General features: G+C 59.0%; 16 protein-coding genes. 11 read left to right on the forward strand and 5 right to left on the reverse strand.

Annotated elements, in window-relative coordinates; all coding sequences use genetic code 11:
• Position 1: 1 nt before the first annotated feature.
• From ICA16_RS24300 to ICA16_RS24320, 5 genes are all read right to left on the reverse strand, one after another.
• On the reverse strand, positions 2 to 1,978 hold the full coding sequence (locus ICA16_RS24300; RefSeq protein WP_210701812.1) for a hypothetical protein: 1,977 nt from the start codon (positions 1,976 to 1,978) through the stop codon (positions 2 to 4).
• A 118-nt stretch (positions 1,979 to 2,096) separates the two neighbouring features.
• Positions 2,097 to 5,579, reverse strand: coding sequence for a calcium-binding protein (locus ICA16_RS24305; protein WP_210701813.1), 3,483 nt, complete (start codon positions 5,577 to 5,579; stop codon positions 2,097 to 2,099).
• Positions 5,580 to 5,689: 110 nt separating this feature from the next.
• The gene (locus tag ICA16_RS24310; protein WP_210701814.1) at positions 5,690 to 7,702 is read right to left on the reverse strand and encodes a hypothetical protein; all 2,013 of its coding nucleotides are present in this window, start codon (positions 7,700 to 7,702) and stop codon (positions 5,690 to 5,692) included.
• 358 nt (positions 7,703 to 8,060) lie between these two features.
• Positions 8,061 to 9,377 (reverse strand): bifunctional DedA family/phosphatase PAP2 family protein, encoded by a 1,317-nt coding sequence (locus ICA16_RS24315; protein ID WP_150602114.1) that lies wholly within the window; start codon positions 9,375 to 9,377, stop codon positions 8,061 to 8,063.
• Between the two features lie 113 nt (positions 9,378 to 9,490).
• Positions 9,491 to 10,186, reverse strand: coding sequence for a DNA-3-methyladenine glycosylase (locus ICA16_RS24320; RefSeq protein WP_150617301.1), 696 nt, complete (start codon positions 10,184 to 10,186; stop codon positions 9,491 to 9,493).
• A 177-nt stretch (positions 10,187 to 10,363) separates the two neighbouring features.
• Between ICA16_RS24320 and ICA16_RS24325 the strand changes: the two genes are divergently transcribed.
• From ICA16_RS24325 to lipB, 11 genes are all read left to right on the forward strand, one after another.
• Positions 10,364 to 11,635, forward strand: coding sequence for a glutamate-5-semialdehyde dehydrogenase (locus ICA16_RS24325; protein ID WP_210701815.1), 1,272 nt, complete (start codon positions 10,364 to 10,366; stop codon positions 11,633 to 11,635).
• A complete protein-coding gene (gene nadD / locus ICA16_RS24330) occupies positions 11,604 to 12,326 on the forward strand; it encodes a nicotinate-nucleotide adenylyltransferase (protein ID WP_224450915.1) in 723 nt (240 codons plus the stop codon). The genes ICA16_RS24325 and nadD overlap by 32 nt, the downstream gene beginning before the upstream one ends.
• A 72-nt stretch (positions 12,327 to 12,398) precedes the next feature.
• Positions 12,399 to 12,893, forward strand: coding sequence for a ribosome silencing factor (gene rsfS / locus ICA16_RS24335; RefSeq protein ID WP_042561254.1), 495 nt, complete (start codon positions 12,399 to 12,401; stop codon positions 12,891 to 12,893).
• A gap of 9 nt (positions 12,894 to 12,902) precedes the next feature.
• Complete coding sequence (gene rlmH / locus ICA16_RS24340; protein WP_007937439.1) at positions 12,903 to 13,370, forward strand: 23S rRNA (pseudouridine(1915)-N(3))-methyltransferase RlmH; 468 nt, start codon at positions 12,903 to 12,905, stop codon at positions 13,368 to 13,370.
• Positions 13,371 to 13,380: 10 nt separating this feature from the next.
• Positions 13,381 to 15,276, forward strand: coding sequence for a penicillin-binding protein 2 (mrdA, locus tag ICA16_RS24345; protein ID WP_150602118.1), 1,896 nt, complete (start codon positions 13,381 to 13,383; stop codon positions 15,274 to 15,276).
• A 31-nt stretch (positions 15,277 to 15,307) separates the two neighbouring features.
• The gene (gene rodA, locus ICA16_RS24350; RefSeq protein WP_191627703.1) at positions 15,308 to 16,411 is read left to right on the forward strand and encodes a rod shape-determining protein RodA; all 1,104 of its coding nucleotides are present in this window, start codon (positions 15,308 to 15,310) and stop codon (positions 16,409 to 16,411) included.
• 17 nt (positions 16,412 to 16,428) lie between these two features.
• The gene (mltB, locus tag ICA16_RS24355) at positions 16,429 to 17,439 is read left to right on the forward strand and encodes a lytic murein transglycosylase B (RefSeq protein ID WP_150602119.1); all 1,011 of its coding nucleotides are present in this window, start codon (positions 16,429 to 16,431) and stop codon (positions 17,437 to 17,439) included.
• Complete coding sequence (locus ICA16_RS24360) at positions 17,439 to 18,449, forward strand: septal ring lytic transglycosylase RlpA family protein (RefSeq protein ID WP_150602120.1); 1,011 nt, start codon at positions 17,439 to 17,441, stop codon at positions 18,447 to 18,449. Before mltB ends, ICA16_RS24360 begins: the two co-directional genes overlap by 1 nt.
• A 170-nt stretch (positions 18,450 to 18,619) precedes the next feature.
• Positions 18,620 to 19,777, forward strand: coding sequence for a D-alanyl-D-alanine carboxypeptidase family protein (locus ICA16_RS24365; protein ID WP_042561250.1), 1,158 nt, complete (start codon positions 18,620 to 18,622; stop codon positions 19,775 to 19,777).
• Between the two features lie 85 nt (positions 19,778 to 19,862).
• Positions 19,863 to 20,138: a DUF493 domain-containing protein gene (locus ICA16_RS24370; protein WP_042561249.1), complete on the forward strand. Its 276-nt coding sequence runs from the start codon at positions 19,863 to 19,865 to the stop codon at positions 20,136 to 20,138.
• Entirely contained in the window at positions 20,138 to 20,785 is a 648-nt protein-coding gene (gene lipB, locus ICA16_RS24375; RefSeq protein WP_150602122.1) for a lipoyl(octanoyl) transferase LipB, read from the forward strand. The genes ICA16_RS24370 and lipB overlap by 1 nt, the downstream gene beginning before the upstream one ends.
• Positions 20,786 to 20,793 lie beyond the last annotated feature (8 nt).

Below are 20,793 nucleotides of genomic sequence, written 5' to 3' on the forward strand. Positions count from 1 at the left end.
ATCAAGGGCGGTAGTGCTCGGGAACCGGCCAGATGATGTCGTTGGCGAAAGTTTCCGTACCCTTCGGCAAGTCCAGAATAACTCCGCCTGAGCTGGCGACTTTCTCTATCAGATCGTCGTAGGGAGACGGGTGACGAGAGACAGTTCCATCCCACGTTGCTTGCTCGATAGCCTCAGCATTCTCTCCGGCTGCTCGAAAGATATCCTCAACCCGCGCAGCCCGGCGTTTGTCCGAGTGCACCAGCCAGATTCTCTCGGCGCTGATTCCTCGTGAGGGCATTGATATCTGGCCTTCCATTGGATCTCCCTCAAAATCCATGTTACCCAGATGCCTGTTTTCTGCTTGGGGTACCACCTCGACGCCGCGGGTGTCGATGACATAAAGAAAGCTCAGGCCCTGATTGCGCCGGCGCAATGGATAGTCACGCGAATAATCCAATTCAAACGAATTATCTGATTCGTTCCCAGTACCATAGCGCGATCCTGTCGACGAATCGCTGTCAGAGCTGGCATCTCCCGGATACCGATTGGCCTGGCTGTTGTACCGCCGAGGTTCGGAATAGTAATCGAATGCCATGTAATTCGAGGCGTCGTCTAGACCGAATGTCGTGCTAAAAGCCAATTTGGTCGTCGACTCGGGGTCGTTGCCCTTCAGTCTGAACAGGCGTTTGTCCCGCGCCAGTTCAAAGGGCGTGCGCAGATCGGCGCGGAACATGCCAGCGATGTCGGTTCGGTATAACATTCCGTGCATATTTCGCTTATAGCCTGCGCGCTTCAGATAGCCTTCCAGAAACTCGCTTTCGTAACGCAGCTCAACATTGGGTAGCGCGTTCCTCAGACGCTGGCCTTCATTTCGCAACCTGAGAATATACGGATCCAGCTCTGCGGCAATCTGGCTGAAACGCTGATCGTCGTTACTCTGCGTCAGTCGCTTGTGTTGCTCGGCCCATTCCGGAAACACACCGTGTTCCATGTCCTTTCGCAGTCTGCTCTGTTGGGCGATGGTCAAATTGTAGGATCGCAGGATCTCTGTGCGTTCGGCCGGGGATTTGTGCGGATGGGACCAGCGCAAGGAATGGGTCAGGTACTGGTGGGTATCCGGGTCTTCGAAGCGTGTTGCCCAGGTGGGCGGGCGCCCCTGAGCTTCTGCCTCACTGCGGAAAACCAAGGCCTCTGACTCCCGCAAGCGGTACGCACTCCAGATATCGCCATCGGTCCAATGCGCAAGCTTCAATGGCACTGACGGATCTCCCCGGGCCTCAAGTGGGTCGACCCGGACCAGTTTGGCGCGGGCATCCTTGAGGGCGAAACCGATGGCCCTGTTTGTCATCTCGTATTCGGGGAGATAGCTGTAGGGAGCATCGTGCTGAGGAGTGAGTCGTTCGTGGACGGCATAGTAGCCTTGGGCATCGGCAGGATTAGGCGCGATGTACACGCGATCCCTGCTGTTTTCGTAGTACGCGACCGGCTTTTGCAAACTCCAGGTGTTGGTGTCGGCAATGCGATATAGGGGGGGGCCGGAAGGGGCCCGCTCTGTGGGCAATTTCGCCCGATAGGCTTTCATTGCATCGTGGAACACTACCATCACCGTTTCGATGCCGGTTTGGGCATCATCGCTGACAACGTCGGCGAAGAATCTGCCTTTGTACGAACGCAGTCCGTCGGCATCGTGCAAGGACAACTTGCTCGAAGGCATCTGAACGTAGGGCAGCAGCGGTGATTGGCCCACTACCGGGTGGGTCGTGGCGGAAGCGTCCATGGGCGTGACTGACACACTGGCTTTGCCGTGCGAGGTGCCTGGTGTGGGGTTGTCGCTCGTCACGCCTGATGAAATTTCAGCAGCGTCGGCCCGGACGCGGCCGGGCAGAGTGAAGTCCAGATCGCTTCGTCCATCGTCGGGCGAATGTGGTCGAGAGGTCGAAGGGCCGGGAGTAGCGGGCTCCGGTGAGAGCCGAGGTTTTTTAGGCTTGTTGCGCATAAGTTGTGTCCTTTCGGTTTTGTGTGAATCAGCCGGTCCGTTGGCTGAATGAAACAGGTTCGGGATGCAGGTAAACGTCATCCCGAACTGTTCTGGTGCTCGTTCTGCTCAATTGCGGTCAGGTGGCCTTACTGGGCTTTATGGTCAGGTTTTCAGTTGCGATGCGTAGGGTCGGGTTCGTGTCGACACCCCAGTAATCCTGCGCTGAGTGGTAATGCACGGTGCCATTGATCGCGGGTGTGACGTCCAGGTGTTTGACCACGACGGTGGTGGACAACTCGTTACGATCGCGGTGGGCGCGGATATCTGCCAGCAGCTCAGCCAGGTTCGCGTAACCCCGGGCATCGATGACGGTCAGCTGCAGCAGGTCGAACAACAGTTCGACGGCGTAGATGTTGCCGGCAGACGTCGCCACGCTGATGGATTCCACCGGGCCTTCGTGTTCCATATTCGGCAGTAGCATCGTGACGCTGCCGATGTACAGATTTTTCGCGTCCAGGCGGATGTCGTTGCGGGTGACATTTTCGTGCATTTTTGTCGTGAATATCGTCCATGTCGAGGCATTGGACGTTTGCGCAACAGCGCCCGGCGTTACAAGGCTGAACGTGCTGTTGCTGATGGGATAGACATCGTAAGTCGAGGCCTGGCCGTGAAGGACGTAAGTGCCATTGTGCGGCAGAGCAGGGAAATTGATTTCATGGGGTGTGGCCTTCAACAAGAACGGCTTGAGCAGCCCCGGTCTTACGAACTTGTACTTGCCGTGCCTGAGTTTCAGGCACTCGCGAGCGGTAAGGGTTTTGGCGCCTGGGGTGTCGGCGTCCTCGCGGTAAGGCACGCGAGGTGCCGCGACGTTGTATGAGGTTCCATCGCGCATGATCAGGACAACCGGGTGCCTGACTTGCACGATGGTGGTCTTGATGCCGTTGATACCGGTTGAGCCGCGTGGATCGCTTGTGGCTTTTATGACGCCGGTGAAGTTAAGCGTTTTCGATGGCAGAAAAATCCAGAGATTGATCTGTTCGTAGCGCAGATAGCGCACGCCGGCGTCATTGCGCGTGACCGTCACGTCGTAGCTGACCCTGACGTCATGGATCTCCCATGCGTCGTAATCCAGATAGAGGGTTTTCGCGGCGGCAGGGCTGTTGGCGGGGGCGAAAAAGTTGATCCGCTGGCCGGAGCGGGGAGCGAAATGGTGCACGGCCGGGTGCGTGAAAATGGCCGCGGAATCACTGTTGGCTATGTATGGCGCGGGAGGTGCATCACCGATGACGATCACTCGGCACTCGAAGTCGTGATCAGCGGGGTCATTGAGTTCAAGCGGCAAGAGGGCTTCCAGCTCATAACGATCCTGGGTTTTGAACAGCAACCGGCTGTTTTTCAGCACGCGCTTGCTGTCGACTTGCTGATACACCCCTTCAATCGTCAGCTCATGATCGAGATCTTCGCCGTCTGGTCCATGCAATGAAGTGATCACCATCGAGGTGCCGATGATCTGCCAGCGCTGAATCCGCTCCAGCGCCCAGGTGAACTCGATGACACTGACTTCCTCACCGTCGTCGATTATCACCGGTCGGGTAGACGTAGCCGGGATGATGTAGCGATCCATTCCGGATCCACCGTCAACCCGGCAATCCGTGCCGCGAATGGCGATCACATCGTTTCCGCTGCCCGCCATGACCTGGTCGCTGCCATTGGCCGAGATTTGATTGTCGCCGTCGCTGCCAGTGATTCGGTTCGAGCCATTGCGCAGGGTCAAAACGTTTTCCACGGATTTGACCTGTGCGACGTCAACCGGATCGACCGTGGCATCGTGGCTGCGCAGGGCAACTTTGCCGGTCTGCAGATTCACGTCGTAACCCACGTAGCGGGTATCGCCGGGAGGGCGGGCGCCTTCGAAGGTCAGTGTGTCACTTCCTTCACCGCCGTCGATCATGCTCAGTGTCGCCGGTGGCGTACCTCGGTCGAGCTCACTGGCGGCCGATTCAAAGTAGAAGGTATCGTCCTTGTCGCCACCGGTCAGAAGCTTGATGCCTTTCTTGTAAGTGAAGAGATTGGGCCTGGCCTTGACGCCTGTGACCTGATCATCACCCGCGCCCAGGTTCCACAACACGGCCTTGTCCGCGTCGGCGGTGCCGGTGACCACGCCCTGAAGGTCAGCGGGCAGACCGTCGCGAGCGTCGATGATGTCGTTGCCTTCGACAACGATGGTCTCCTTGTCCATTTTGTACGGCTTCTCGCCTTTCGCCGCGTCCCATTGGTAGCGCCAGACTTTCACCGGTTCGAGCTCGACGTTGAAGCTGCCGTTGACCACATGTGCCACGTAATGCTTGTAGGCGCCCTCGAGCAGTGCCTGGGCCGAGGTCTGCAGCAGCCTGGTGTAGTCGGCGGTGTATTTGGAGATTTTGAAGCGATCCATGACGTCTTCGTCGAGCTCCTGCCGGGTAAAGGCAAACCAGCCGGAGCGCAGACGCTCAAGGGCGGTCAGCTCGATGTAGTCATCGATGTCGTCGACGACCCTTGCCGCCCGATAGATTTCGGAGCCAAGGATCAGCACGGCAGCAGCCACGAGCCCGGCCGGGCCGGCGACGCTGCCAAAACCTGCCAGAGCGGCGATGCCCAAGGTAATGCTGACGGTCGCACCGGCCACGGCCGTAGCGCCGGCGACGTAATGGTCCTGCTGTTCCTTGCCGGTGGTGGTGGCCGCTGCGTTGAACGATTTGACGGCGCTGATGATGTCGAACGGCAAGGTGATTGCGCTGGCGAACAGGCCGGCGCCGCGGGACAGGAATTTACCGGCAGAGGTGGCGGGAAAGCGGTTGAATACCATGCCACCGCTTCTGAGCATCTTTTCACCCGTTATGCTCAAGCCGCGCTCGATAATCAACGATTCGACTTCAGCCACAACGGAACCACCGTTGAATGCTGCCTCGCCCCAGTCGCGAACCTTGACGGCGTCCACTATCCCCATGAGCCCGCTGTAGATTCCGTAAGCTTGCAGGCCAACGCCAGCGCCGCTGGTGAGGTAGCTTTTGCTCCTGTTGATCCAGCCCGGCAAGTGGTCGAGTGAATCGACGCGGTGGATATCGATCTGCTGCGCCGCACGGGTCAGTTTGTCCAGGCGTTCCATTGAACTGCCGGGAGTGATCGGATCCGCGCTGACCATCAGCGGCGGTGCATCTACCGAACGCAAGGTGGCGATCTCGAACATCAGGGTGCCGACGAGGCTGGCGTCGGCTATCTCGGCTGAGGCCATGCGGGCCAGGACTTTGGCCGGGTGGAAGCTCATGGAATCGAGAAACGCCTGGTCAGCCACCTTGATATTGACGTTCTGCGGGCTGACATTTTGCCCGCCGATCCTGGCGCCCATGGCTTCCAGCTCAACCCGGGAAATCGTGAATTTGCCAAGGGTTAGCGGGCCATGGCGCTTGTCGAGGGATTCGAGCGTGGGCGGGTTGGATTTATCGACTTTGCCCGGCGTTACCACTGGAGCGCTGGGGGGCTCGATTCGGGGTGCATGGCTGTTGGCCGAACTGGTAATAGGCGTTACTTGAAGAGGGCGGTAAGCAAGTAGTTCAATAGCGGGCTGGATAAGTTTTGACACAGTTTCAATCCTTGAAAAATACGCCGGTTTCCGTACCGGTGGATGAACAAAAAAGTAATCAATCGTATTGCGTGGTGCGTATCAACTAGTGTGTCAGTTGACGTTTTGATTCAAGGCCAATGGATGTCATCGCCCCACTCGGTTTTGTTGCCGGACAGTGAAAGTATCGGCCGTCCCGCTGCCTCGGCTTCATCGATCAGTCGATCGTATTCATGCTGGGTGGCATGCCCCGCATGCGTTTTTCGCTCGATGTATCCGGCGCTATCGCCGGCCATATCTGCGATGTCCTGAACTGCTGCGCCTTTTGTCAGTGACGAGTTCAGCAACCAGATCCGGTCGCTGTCCAGACCCGAGCGGGTTACTGAAATCAAACCTTCAAAGTCATCGTCGGGAAACCTGGCACCGGTGTCCTGTGCCGTCCAGTTGAACAAGCGGTTTTCCTGGTTTGGCACGACTTCAAGGGATCGCGTATCCAGCGCGTAGATGAACATTTCAGACTGTCGTTCGCGAACCGTTTCATAGTTGCGCTCGTTATCGAGGGAGACCGGATTATCTGCATCCGACCAGTCGGAAGACGCGCTACTGTCACTGTCGCTTGAGTGGTTGTCCGAGTCTGTTACAGCGGCGCTTTTGCCGGGATATTTGTTCTTTTGAGTGTTGTACAGCAGGTATTCCGGATCCGGAGCGCTGCCATACATCAGGGCCTCATTGAGGCTGAAGGTCGCGCTCAACGGTTTGTGGGTGGTGCCTCCTCGCTGGTGGTGATAACGAGGGAGCATCGCATCGTCGTTCGCGAGTTCGAACGGAGTGCGATCATCACCTCTGAACAACGCGGGCACGTCAGTGCGGTACAGGCAGTTGTTGAGGTTGCGCCGATAACCCATTTTCATTAGAAGCGCTTCGCGAAACGCGCGGGTCATGCATGTTTCCGGGTCGTACCAGTGATACCCGTTGCCACGTTTGAGACTCAATTCATTGATCAAAGCCTCACTCCATTTCGTCAGGCTCTGGGGATCGCTCAGGTCTTCGCTTCGCTGTTTGTGCGCGAGCACCCATTGCGGAATGCTCAGATCTGTTTTCAAGTGCAACTGCAATTGAAGCAACTGGCTCGGCAACAAGTTGTAGGATTGCAACTGTGCCGCGCGTGCCTTCGCGTCGAGGGTTGGACTCAGCCAGCGAAAGGCATTGCGCAGCAGGTCGGTCGTGGCGTTGCGCGCTACATCGGCTTCGACCCATTGCGGCGGCTTGCCGAGTGTCTGCGCTTCGCTGCGAAAGTGTCTGATGTCCTCGCCGTGAATGCCGTACAGCTCCCAGATTTCCATGTCGGTCCAGCGTTGCAGATGAGTGGGCTGTGCGCCGAATCCGCCCTGCGGTGCATCCACCAGAATCCAGTCGCCACCGCTTGCCTTGAATGCAAACGTTGTCGGGTGTTGATCCCATGTATTCCTGGGCGAGAGTTCGAAATAACCTTGCGCGTCGGGAGATCGTCTGGAGGCGTCGTAAAGAAATTGCCGAACCCTGGTCCCGCTCCCGGAACCGCGTGGTCGTTTGGGCGCAAGGCCTGGCTGAACGTCATCCGTCGCGGCCGGGCGCTTGGGTGGCGAAACCTGTGCCAGCGCCTCGGCGGCCGGTGTGGCGAGGCGCCAGGTTGGACGTTCGGCATTTTTCAGCAGATGCGGCCCGGAAGCTACTCGTTCAGTCAGCAGTTTCGCCTGACAGGTGCCCAGGTTTTCATCGAACTGGACATGTGCAGTCAACACTGCGCCGTCATGTTCGATGTCGACGAATCGGCGCCCGACAATGAAGCGGAAACCGTCCGCATTGGCGGCTTGCAGGCCCCGCAGGAATTCGGTGGACAGGCCGTACCGGCTGATCGAGTTGTCTGTCCTTGCATTGGCAATTCTGCTGCCAGGTATTTCTCTGACGACTATGTCGGGTTGGCGTAATGCATGGCTGTGGACGTGCGCCGCAGTGAAGTGATCTGGCTCATTGGAGATGTTCGCTGTAAATGGCGATCTTGAGGTGGATGGCGAGAGCAACTGGGCATCTACGGACGGTCGAGCGGCGGGGTTGGCAATGTCCGTTGTGGATGCTGACGGCTTTCTGGGTATTTTCGGGCTCATTGAATATTCCGTGGGGACTAAACTTGTTTGAAGTTTTTATAGTGTCCGAGGCGGGGGTGATGTTTTTGTATTAACTATGGATGTAATACAAGTTTGTATTGGTTGAATGTACTGAAGTTAAAGTTTCAGGCGGGTTTGCTCGCCCAATCTAAATGAAATCGTCGGGGTTGGAAGGTGTGTGAGGGGATATATTCAGTTGGATATGTAACTTGAAATTGATTGTGGGTGATGCGAGGCAGTGCGGGGTAAGTTGTGCAGGAAAACAGGTAAGTTTAAATAAGAAGTTGGCTGCACTCTCGTCGGAAGAATCCTCGGAGAGTGAGTGGGGGGAGAGGGTATGTCGAATTAAGCAGCGAACTTAATAGGCGTAACGCAACAGCGTATGCGGCAAATGACGCAGGACGAAAAAGCCAAACAGCGCCACCATCGCCGGCAGTATCAGCCACCAGACCTTGAACGGCATCGCCGGGAGCGGCGACTGGCGTTGGTTCAGCCACAGGCTCGCCGCGCATACGCCAGCGGCCAGCATCGCGCCCGCGATAATGTCCGTTGGCCAATGTGCGCCGAGGTAAACCCGCGACAGCGCAATAGACAGGGCCGGAATGCAGCCGATCAACAGCCATGTCAGACGCATGCGTGGCGGCTGCCCGCGACCGGCGAGGACGGCCAGGGTCAGGAACAGCGCGAACGCGCCCGAGGCGTGGCCGCTGGGCATGCTGTAACTGGTAATCGGATCGGTCAGCACTTCCGGGCGTACCCGGGCAAAAAACATTTTGGTTCCGGTATTGGCCAGTGCCGTGACGAGGAGGGTGCTGCCGGCGAAGATCGCCTGACGCCACTGCCGGCACAGCAGCAGCAAAACGGTGAGCAGGATGCTGAACAGCAACATGTTGCGGAATTCACCGATCAGCGTGAGGGTGACCGCGATTTCATCCAGCAGCGGTTGGCGATGTTCCTGCACCAGAGTCATCACGCCTTGATCAAGCGCGCTCAGATACGGATAACCAATAAACAGACCAATAAGAATCAACAGGCTCATGCTGCTGATCCACACCGTTGCCCGGCGGTGGCGGCGCAAACTGCTGTTTACGCTGAGGCCGACCATGGCCGCGATGGCGCCAGCGACGATCCCGGCCTCAAGCCAGAAACCTTCGGGCAGCGGCAGACGGAATGCCGCACCGGTCGCCCAGCCCGGCAGCAGATAGGCCAGGCTCCAGCCAGCGGCGGCCAACAGGCTGACGGCGGCGAACCGCGGAAAGGGCATGTCGCACATCCCGGCCACCATCGGCAGCATCGGCCGCAACGGACCAATGAAGCGTCCGACCAACAGACTGGCGATGCCGTAGCGCTGGAAATAACTTTCGGCGCCGCTCATCCATTCAGGATGATGGCGCAGCCCCGGCAGTCTGCGGATGTTCTGGTGGAAGTGTCGACCGACGAAGTACGAAATCACATCGCCAAGAATGCCGCCAAGAAAACCCAGCAACAGGGTTTCGCTCAACGACAGTGCGCCGCTGCCGGCCAGTGCAGCGACGGCAAACAGCAACACCGTGCCGGGCACAATCAAACCGGCAATCGCCAGACATTCGACAAAAGCCACAATGAATACCGCAACGGCCAGCCACTCTGGATTGGCCGCCAGCCACCCGGTCACGCTATCGAGCCATGGGCCCATACCAAAAACTCCATTTCAATGATTGCCACCTGTAGGAGCTGCCGCAGCCTGCGATCTTTTGATCTTCAAAGCGAAAGATCGCAGCCTTCGGCAGCTCCTACAGGGGTTTTTAGTTACAGCAGGAAATAGTCGCGACCTTCGACCTGACCCCGACGCAGCGGGTTCCGCGTACACCACTGCGCATACGCGGCGTCGACGAAGCGGTACATCAGGTGTTCGTCACGGCCATGGGGAATACCCAGACGCGTCGTTTGAATAATGTGCGTGGGCGCCGGCCCGGTATCTTCCACCAACAGCAGTTCATGATCAAAACGCTTGGCGTCCCACATCGGCACCTTCAAACCCAGCGCCTTGCACAACAAAGTCTGCCCGGCGCAGAGCTTCTGCGATGGCCGCGGCCGACCTTGCGCATCAGGATTGTTCAACAGCATCTGCGCCAGACTCGCCGGGCCGCTGATTTCATCGACCCACGGATAAGCCGATTTGATCAGTACGGCATTGCCCGGCCCCTGCGCGCTGAAGTTCAGCGAATCGCCGCCGCGTGCGTAATACATATAGATGTGTCCGCCATCCAGAAACAAAGCCTTACGCTTTTCTGTGTAGCCGAGTGACGCATGGCTGCCTTTTTCTTCGAAGTAATAGGCTTCGGTTTCGATGATTCGCGCACTCAGCCACAGATCGCCGACCCGATGGCGGATGACTTTGCCGAGCAGATCCCGCGCCAGTGTTTGCGCGTCACGGTCGAAAAAACTGTCCGCAAGTCCCTGGGGCAGGCGTTCGGCTTGGGTGGGAGTGGTCAGGTTGGACATGGCAGGCAACGTTTATCCAGGCTGAAGAGGTCGCGATGATAACAATTTGAGTCTTAATCACCGCTGAACGTTGGCAATTTGTAGTCCATTTCGACCATCCGCCCGTCACCGCTGTTAGTCCCGGGACGCGACAGCTATAATCTGCCGCTTTCCTCTTTGCCAAGACCCCAGCAGACCATGACTGAGTCCGTTCTTGACTACATGACCCGATTGGGTCGCGCCGCCCGCGAAGCTTCCCGGGTCATCGGCCGTGCCAGCACCGCGCAGAAAAACCGCGCCTTGCAGGCTGCTGCCAATGCTCTGGATGCGGCTCGCGCCGAGCTTGCGGCAGCCAATGAACAGGATCTGGCTGCCGGTCGCGCCAGTGGTCTGGAGCCTGCATTGCTGGAGCGTCTGGAACTGACCCCGGCGCGCATCGACGGCATGATCGTCGGCCTGCGTCAGGTGGCTGCGCTGCCGGACCCGGTCGGCGCGATCCGTGACATGAGCTTTCGCCCGTCAGGGATTCAGGTCGGCAAGATGCGCGTGCCGCTGGGTGTGATCGGGATCATCTACGAATCCCGGCCCAACGTGACCATCGATGCCGCCAGCCTGTGCCTGAAGTCCGGCAATGCGACCATCCTGCGTGGCGGCTCCGAGGCGATTCATTCCAATCGTGCGATTGCTGCGTGCATCCAGCGCGGTCTGGCCGAAGCCGAACTGCCTGCCGCCGTGGTGCAAGTGGTTGAAACTACCGACCGTGCCGCCGTTGGCGCCATGATCACCATGCCCGAGTACGTCGATGTGATCGTACCGCGCGGTGGTCGTGGCCTGATCGAGCGCATCAGTCGCGATGCCCGCGTGCCGGTGATCAAACATCTGGACGGCATCTGCCACGTTTACGTCAGTGCCCACGCCGATCTGCCGAAAGCCCAGAGCATCGCGTTCAATGCCAAGACTTATCGTTATGGCATCTGCGGTGCGATGGAGACCCTGCTGGTCGATCAAGCGGTCGCCCAGGATTTCCTGCCGTCGATGGCGGCGCAGTTCCGCGATAAAGGCGTCGAACTGCGTGGCTGCGAGCGCACCCGGGCGATCATCGATGCCGTGGCTGCCAGCGAAGAAGACTGGAGCACCGAGTATCTGGCGCCGATTCTGTCGATCCGCGTCGTTGATGGTCTGGACCAGGCGATCGAACACATCAACCATTATGGCTCGCACCACACCGACTCGATCGTCAGCGAAAACCTCGCTGACACCCGGCGGTTTGTGGCTGAAGTCGACTCGGCGTCGGTGATGATCAACACCCCGACCTGCTTCGCCGATGGATTTGAATACGGATTGGGTGCCGAGATCGGCATTTCTACTGATAAGCTGCACGCCCGCGGCCCGGTGGGTCTCGAAGGACTGACCTGCGAGAAGTACATCGTGGTCGGTGATGGCCAGTTGCGCGGCCAGGCGACGGTCTGACTTGACCAACCTCGACCTGACAACGCCGGCGCCCGGCAGCGAACCCCGTCCTCGGCGCATTGGCGTACTGGGTGGCACGTTCGATCCGGTGCACATCGGCCATTTGCGCGGTGGGCTGGAAGTCGCCGAAGCGCTGGGGCTGGATGAGTTGCGTTTGACGCCGAGCGCGCGCCCGCCGCATCGCGGTACGCCGCAGGTGTCGGCGCAGGACCGGTTGGCGATGGTCGAGTGCGCGGTGGCAGGAGTGCCGCCGCTGGTGGTGGATGCCCGCGAATTGCAGCGGGACAAACCGTCCTACACCATTGATACCCTGGAGTTGATGCGTGCCGAAATGGCCGCCGAGACCCAGGTTTTTCTGCTTTTGGGCTGGGACGCATTTTGCGGCCTGCCCACTTGGCATCGCTGGGAAGAGTTGCTCCAGCATTGCCACATCCTGGTGCTACAGCGCCCGGACGCCGACAGCGAACCGCCGGATGCCTTGCGCAACCTGCTGGCAGCGCGTTCGGTGAGCGACCCGCTGGCCCTGAAAGGGCCGAGCGGACAGATTGCATTCGTCTGGCAGACACCGCTCGCGGTCTCTGCCACCCAGATCCGTCAACTGCTGGCCAGCGGTAAGTCGGTACGTTTCCTGGTGCCCGACGCGGTCCTGGCCTACATCGATGCGCACGGTCTGTATCGTGCGTCGAACTGAACAAGGCGTGCTTAACTGATACGAATCCACGTGTCGCCAAGCCGCCGAATATATGAGCAAAACGAGTTTTATATGACTGACAAAGACCTACCTAAAGTAAAACGTAAAGGCACATTCAAAAGCGCGCCGTTGCCGGAAGTGGCCAACACCAACGAGCCGCTCAAAGGCGACGAACTGGTCAAGCTTGCTGTTGCCGCTCTTGAAGACGTCAAGGCGCAAGACATCCAGATCATCGATGTTCGCGACAAGCAGAGCATCACTGACTACATGATCATCGCCACCGGTACTTCCAATCGCCAGATCAACGCGATGCTGGACAAGGTTCGCGAAGAAGTCAAAAAGCAGGGCGCCAAGCCGCTGGGCGAAGAAGGCAAGGGCGACAGTGACTGGGTGCTGCTCGACCTCGACCTGGTGATCGTGCACATGATGACCGCCTCGGCGCGTCAGTTCTACGACCTGGAGCGCCTGTGGGCCGGTGCCGAGCAAAGCCGTGCGGCCGACGCCAAGCACCACAGCCCGGAAAACACCCACGAGCATTTCACCAAGCTCAACAAAGACCAGCTGTAAGGGATTGCTGTGCGACTGCGACTGATCGCCGTCGGTTCACGCATGCCCAAGTGGGTGGAAGAAGGCTGGCATGAATATGCCAAGCGTCTTCCGTCCGAGCTGGCGCTGGAACTGGTGGAAATACCGCTCAATACCCGTGGCAAGAATGCCGACGTGGCCCGTTTCATCCGCCAGGAAGGCGAAGCCATGCTGGCCAAGGTCGGGCCGAACGAGCGGGTGGTCACGCTGGAAGTCCACGGCAAACCCTGGAGCACCGAGCAGCTTGCGGTCGAACTCGACCGTTGGCGGCTGGATTCGCGCACGGTCAACTTCATGGTTGGCGGCCCAGAGGGGCTGGCGCCGGAAGTCTGTGCCCGCGCTGATCAGCGCTGGTCGTTGTCGCCGCTGACCTTGCCGCATCCGCTGGTGCGGATCCTCATCGGCGAACAGCTGTACCGTGCCTGGACCGTGCTGTCCGGTCACCCTTACCACAAGTAATCCTGCCCTCATGTCTCAGCCGATCCGCATCAAGGACCACGAAAAGGACGCACGCCTGGTGCGTAGCCGCGTCGTGTTCGGGGCCATTGCAGTCGTGCTGTTGATCTGCGTGTTGATTGCGCGGCTGTATTACTTGCAGGTGATCCAGTACGAGTACCACTCGACGCTTTCGGAAAACAACCGTGTTCACGTGCAGCCGATTCCGCCGACCCGTGGGTTGATTTTCGACCGCAACGGCGTGGTGGTGGCGGACAACCGGCCGAGCTTCAGCCTGAGCATGACCCGCGAGCGTTCCGGCGACTGGCAGCAAGTGCTCGACGTGATCGTCGAGGTGCTGGAGCTGACGCCAGAAGATCGGGTGATCTTCGAGAAGCGCATGCGCCAGGGGCGCCGGCCGTTCGAGCCGGTGCCGATCCTGTTCGAACTCAGCGAAGAACAGATCGCCCGCATTGCGGTGAACCAGTTCCGTCTGCCGGGCGTGGAAGTCGTTGCGCAACTGGTCCGTCACTATCCGCAGGGTGCGCATTTTGCGCACTCGGTGGGTTACATGGGGCGGATCAACGAGAAAGAGCTGAAAACCCTCGACCCAGTCAACTACAGCGGCACCCACCACATCGGCAAGACCGGCATTGAGCGTTTCTACGAGCCGGAACTGCACGGGCAGGTGGGTTACGAAGAAGTCGAGACCAACGCTCGGGGCCGCGTTCTGCGTGTACTCAAGCGTACCGATCCGATTCCCGGCAAGGACATCGTCCTGAGCCTGGACATCAAATTGCAGGAAGCCGCCGAACTTGCGCTGGGCGGTCGTCGTGGCGCGGTGGTTGCCCTCGATCCGAAGACCGGCGAAGTGCTGGCGATGGTCAGCCAGCCGAGCTTCGACCCCAACCTGTTCGTCACCGGCATCGGCTTCAAGGCGTACGCCGAGTTGCGCGATTCCATCGACCGGCCACTGTTCAACCGCGTGCTGCGCGGCCTGTATCCGCCGGGTTCGACGATCAAACCTGCCGTGGCAATCGCCGGCCTCGATTCGGGTGTGGTGACAGCGTCGAGCCGGGTGTTCGACCCGGGTTATTACATGCTGCCCAACTACGATCACAAATACCGTAACTGGAACCGTACGGGCGACGGCTTTGTCGACCTCGACACGGCGATCATGCGGTCCAACGACACCTACTTCTATGACCTGGCCCACAAGCTCGGCATTGACCGGTTGTCGGCCTACATGAACAAGTTTGGCATCGGCCAGAAGGTCTCGCTGGACATGTTCGAAGAATCTCCCGGCCTGATGCCGTCCCGCGAGTGGAAGCGCGCGACTCGCAAACAGGCGTGGTACCCGGGCGAAACGCTGATTCTCGGCATCGGCCAGGGCTACATGCAATCGACCCCGCTGCAGTTGGCTCAGGCCACGGCGCTGGTGGCGAACAAAGGCGTGTGGAACCGGCCGCACCTGGCCAAATCCCTCGAAGGGGTGAAGCCGGTGGACGAAAATCCGATACCGGACATTATCCTGCGCGATCCGTCTGACTGGGCCAAGGTCAACCACGGCATGCAGCAAGTGATGCACGGCGCCCGGGGTACCGCGCGTAAAGCGGCCATTGGCGCGCAATATCGTATTGCTGGCAAGTCGGGTACGGCCCAGGTCGTGGCAATCAAGCAGGGCGAGAAGTACGACCGCTCCAAGGTTCAGGAACGCCATCGTGACCACGCCTTGTTCGTCGGTTTCGCTCCGGCCGATGACCCGAAAATTGTTGTTTCGGTGATGGTCGAGAACGGTGAGTCCGGTTCCGGCGTCGCCGCTCCCGTGGTGCGCCAGATCATGGACGCCTGGCTTCTGGGTCAGGACGGACGTTTGAAGGCCGAATACGCCAGCCCAACCAGTGCGGAGGCTACGGCCCGTGATGAATAACTTTGATCGCATGCTCTCCAGTGAGGATGTGATGCGCCGCCGCGCGACGCTGCTGCAAAGACTGCATATCGATGGGCCGCTGCTGATCCTGTTGTTGATCCTGGCTGCCGGCAGCCTGTTCGTGCTGTATTCGGCCAGTGGCAAGAGCTGGGATCTGCTGGGCAAGCAGGCCACTTCGTTCGGTATCGGTCTGGTGTCGATGATCATCATCGCCCAGTTCGAACCGCGTTTCATGGCGCGCTGGGTGCCGCTCGGCTACGTGATCGGCGTGCTGCTGCTTTTGGTGGTGGACATCATGGGTCACAACGCCATGGGCGCCACACGCTGGATCAACATTCCCGGTGTGATCCGTTTCCAGCCCTCGGAATTCATGAAAATCCTGATGCCAGCGACCATTGCCTGGTATCTGTCCAAGCGGACATTGCCCCCACAGCTCAAGCATGTTGGCATCAGCCTGATGTTAATCGGCGTGCCATTTGCGCTGATCGTCCGTCAACCGGATCTCGGCACTTCGCTGCTGATTCTGGCCGGCGGGGCGTTCGTGCTGTTCATGGGCGGTTTGCGCTGGCGCTGGATCGTCAGCGTGCTGGCCGCGGCCATTCCGGTGTCGGTTGCGATGTGGTTCTTCGTGATGCACGACTACCAGAAGCAGCGCGTATTGACGTTCCTCGATCCGGAAAGCGACCCGCTCGGCACTGGCTGGAACATCATTCAGTCGAAAGCTGCGATCGGTTCCGGCGGCGTATTTGGCAAGGGCTGGCTGCTCGGTACCCAGTCGCACCTGGACTTCCTCCCGGAAAGCCACACCGACTTCATCATTGCCGTGCTCGGCGAAGAGTTCGGCCTGGTGGGCATCTGCGCGCTGTTGCTGATTTATTTGCTGTTGATTGGTCGGGGGCTGGTCATCACCGCTCAGGCGCAGACGCTGTTCGGCAAATTGCTCGCCGGCGCGTTGACCATGACGTTTTTTGTTTATGTTTTCGTCAACATCGGTATGGTCAGTGGCCTGTTGCCGGTTGTAGGGGTTCCATTGCCGTTCATTAGCTACGGAGGAACTTCGCTGGTGACACTGCTGTCAGCGTTTGGGGTTTTGATGTCGATCCATACCCATCGCAAGTGGATCGCACAGGTTTGAATAAGGTGAAGAGTTCAATGCAAGTAATGCGTGGCTGGGCGACTCGATGCGCGCCATGGGTTGGCCTGGTTGGCCTCCTTGGCAGCGTGCAGGAAGCGCTGGCCGGCGAATACGAAGGCTCACCCCAGGTGGCCGAATTCGTCGGTGAAATGACCCGCGACTACGGTTTCGCCGGTGAGCAACTGATGGGGGTGTTTCGCGAGGCTCAGCGTAAACAGGCGATTCTCGACGCCATCTCCCGACCTGCCGAGCGGGTCAAGCAGTGGAAAGAATACCGCCCGATGTTCATCACTGACGCGCGCATTGCGCGAGGTGTGGATTTCTGGCGTCAGCACGAGGCCACGCTGGCCCGGGCCGAGCAGGAATATGGCGTGCCGGCACAAGTCATCGTGTCGATCATCGGCGTTGAGACCTTTTTCGGACGTAATACCGGCAATTATCGGGTGATCGATGCCTTGTCGACGCTCGGTTTCGACTATCCTCCCCGTGCCGAATTTTTCCGCAAGGAGCTGCGTGAGTTTCTCCTGTTGGCGCGCGAAGAACAGGTCGATCCATTGACGCTCAAGGGTTCATACGCCGGGGCGATGGGTCTGCCGCAGTTCATGCCGAGCAGCTTTCGCGCTTATGCAGTGGATTTCGACGGTGACGGCCACATCAATATCTGGAACAACCCGGATGATGCGATCGGCAGCGTCGCCAGTTATTTCAAGCGTCACGGCTGGGTCGCCGGCGAACCGGTGGTCAGCCGCGCCGATGTCCGTGGCGAGCAGGCCGATGAAGGCCTGACCACTGGTATCGAGCCGACAAAGACTGTCGCGCAGTTGCGGGCGCTGGGCTGGTCAAGTCATGATGCGCTGCGCGATGATATGCCGGTTACGGCATTTCGCCTTGAAGGCGAGAACGGCCCCGAATACTGGATGGGCCTGAAGAATTTCTACGCGATCACGCGTTATAACCGCAGCGTGATGTACGCCATGGCCGTACATCAACTGTCTGAACAGCTTGTACAAGCACGGGGCGTCAAGTAATGCGGGCATTGCCTAACAATAAACCCCTGAAGTTGGTGGCATTTGCTGCGTTGGCGGTACTGGTTGCCAGTTGTTCGACCAGCCGTACCCCGACTCAGAAGGCGCCCACAACCGCTGTGCGCAAGCAGCCGGTTCTTGATATCAACCGCGCGCACAAAGATGGCGCACCGTGGTGGGATGTCGATGTTTCGCGTATCCCCGATGCCACCCCAACCCTGCACACCGGTGCGTACAAGGCCAACCCGTACACGGTGCTGGGCAAGACCTACTTCCCGATCCAGGAATCGAAGACCTACGTCGCTTCCGGCACGGCGTCCTGGTACGGCACCAAGTTTCACGGGCAGAACACCGCCAATGGCGAGGTTTATGACCTGTACGGCATGAGCGCCGCCCACAAGACTTTGCCACTGCCAAGTTATGTTCGGGTGACCAACCTGGACAACAACCGCACAGTGATTCTGCGGGTCAACGACCGCGGTCCTTTCTATTCCGACCGGATCATCGATTTGTCCTACGCGGCGGCAAAAAAACTCGGTTATGCCGAAACCGGCACTGCGCGGGTCAAGGTCGAGGGCATCGACCCGCAGCAATGGTGGGCCGCCAAGGGCCGTCCGGCGCCGTTGATGCTCAATGAGCCGCAAGTTGCGCAGAACAGCGCCCCGGTTATCACAGCGTCGGCCGGCACCGTCGAGCAATGGACCCCTCCGCCGCAGCAACACGCCGCGGCCGTTGTGCCAGTGCAGATCGATGCAAAAAAAAACGCTTCTGCAACAGCGTCTGGCCAGTATCTGCAGGTGGGCGCCTTCGCCAACCCGGACGCTGCAGAGCTGCTGAGGTCGAAGCTCAGCGGGATGGTGAGCGCTCCGGTGTTCATCAGCTCGATCGTGCGCAATCAGCAGACTCTGCACCGGGTACGCCTGGGGCCGATCGGCTCGCCGGGTGAAATCACCCAGGTGCAGAACAGCGTGCGCCTGGCCAACCTTGGTTCGCCAAGTGTGGTCACCGAGTAAAACGTAGAACTTGATTGACGGTTCACCTGCGGTATTGGGGGGTGAACCAGGTTGTTGGCTCGTCGAAGAACAAAAGCCCGGCAAGGGTGACTGGAGTGAGCAGCTGAACACGCGATGACTCGTCAGAAAGTCATCTGATTAAATTTTGCATTAGCGATTTCGAGAGACGGATGAACATCACCACCTTTGCCAAACGCCTTTTCCTGCTAGTCCCGCTGCTCCTCTCGCCAGCCGCGTTCGCGGTCGAGATGATGCCTTCGCCACCACAACTGGCCGCCAAGTCCTATGTGCTCATGGATGCCAGCAGCGGCAACGTGCTGGTTGAAAACAATGGCGACCAGCGTCTGCCACCGGCCAGCCTGACCAAGCTGATGACCGCGTACATCGCGACCCTGGAAATCCGTCGTGGCCAGATCGGTGAAAACGATCCGGTGACCGTCAGCGAAAACGCCTGGCGTACCGGCGGTTCGCGGATGTTCATCAAAGTCGGTTCGCAAGTCACTGTCAGCGACCTGCTGCACGGCATCATCATCCAGTCCGGTAACGACGCCAGCGTGGCACTGTCCGAGCACATCGCCGGTAGCGAAGACGCTTTCGCCGACGTGATGAACAAGACGGCCACCGAACTGGGCCTGACCAACTCCCACTTCATGAACCCGACCGGTCTGCCAAACCCTGACCATTACTCGTCGGCTCATGACATGGCGATCCTGGCTCGCGCGATCATCCACGAAGACCCGGCTCACTACGCGATCTACTCGCAGAAAGAGTTTTTCTGGAATGGCATCAAACAACCTAACCGCAACCTGTTGCTGTGGCGCGACAAGACCGTTGACGGTCTGAAAACCGGCCACACTGACGAAGCCGGTTATTGCATGGTGTCCTCGGCTGTTCGTGATGGCCAGCGTCTGATCGCCGTGGTGTTCGGCACCAACAGCGATGTGGCTCGCGCCGCTGAAACCCAGAAGCTCTTGACCTACGGCTTCCGCTTCTTTGAAACCCAGACCTTCTATCAGAAGGGCACCGAACTGGCTCAGGCCCCGGTGTGGAAAGGCACCACCAGTCAAGTCAAGGCCGGCCTGGCGCAAGACCTGACCATGACCCTGCCAAAAGGCCAGTTGAAGAAGCTCGCTGCCAGCATGACCATGAACCCGCAACTGACCGCGCCAATCGCCAAGGGCGACGTAATCGGTAAAGTCGAAGTCAAACTGGAAGACAAGGTTGTGCACAGCGCTGACCTGATCGCTCTGGACGGCGTCGAGGAGGGTGGTATCTTCCGCCGCATGTGGGATAGCATCCGTCTATTCTTCTACGGCTTGTTCAACTGATTTGTGTTGACCTGCATGGCCCCGCCCCGATCCGGTGCGGGGCCATGTGCGTTACCACGGCTTGCGCTATAGAGGCCGTTACGCCATGACCGATACCGAAGTAAAGGCGCCAAAGATCGAATTCCCTGCCAACGATTACCCGGTTAAGGTGATCAGCGACACGGGCGTCGGCAACAAAGACAAGATCATCGAAATCGTCAAGAAGCACGCGACCATCAACGATGATCGTATTGACGAGCGTTCGAGCAGCAACGGTAAATACACCACGATCCAGTTGCACATCGTCGCCACCGGTCAAGACCAGCTGTACGACATCAACAGCGAACTGCGGGCGACCGGTTTCGTGCACATGGTGCTGTGATGCCAGGCACGCTGGGCTTTCGCGAACTCGGCCAGATGGCTTACGAGCCGGTCTGGCATGCCATGCAACGTTTTACCAACGAACGCGGCAGCGATGCCGCCGACGAAATCTGGCTCGTCGAGCACCCACCGGTGTTCACGCAGGGTCAGGCCGGCAAGGCCGAACACTTGCTCCTGCCGGGTGAAATTCCGGTGGTGCAGGTCGATCGCGGCGGGCAGGTGACTTACCATGGCCCCGGCCAACTGGTGGCTTATCTGTTGCTGGATGTACGCAAGCTGGGTTTTGGCGTGCGTGATCTGGTCAGTCGCATGGAGCTATGCCTGATCGAACTTCTGGCCAGCTACGGTGTGACCGCAGCGGCCAAGCCAGACGCTCCCGGCGTGTACGTCGATGGCGCGAAAATCGCTTCTCTGGGTTTACGGATTCGCCACGGTTGCTCCTTTCATGGGCTGGCCCTGAATGTGGATATGAACCTGGAACCGTTTCGACGGATTAATCCCTGCGGCTACGCCGGGCTGGCGATGACCCAGCTGAGTGATCACGCAGGATCGATTGAATTTGCCGAGGTAAGTGCCCGGCTGCGCGCGCAGCTCGTCAAACACCTCGACTATGCTGAGCAGACGACCCTGACGGGCGGAATCGACTGATATGACTA

Source organism: Pseudomonas anatoliensis (assembly GCF_017976235.1).
Lineage (GTDB): Bacteria > Pseudomonadota > Gammaproteobacteria > Pseudomonadales > Pseudomonadaceae > Aquipseudomonas > Aquipseudomonas anatoliensis.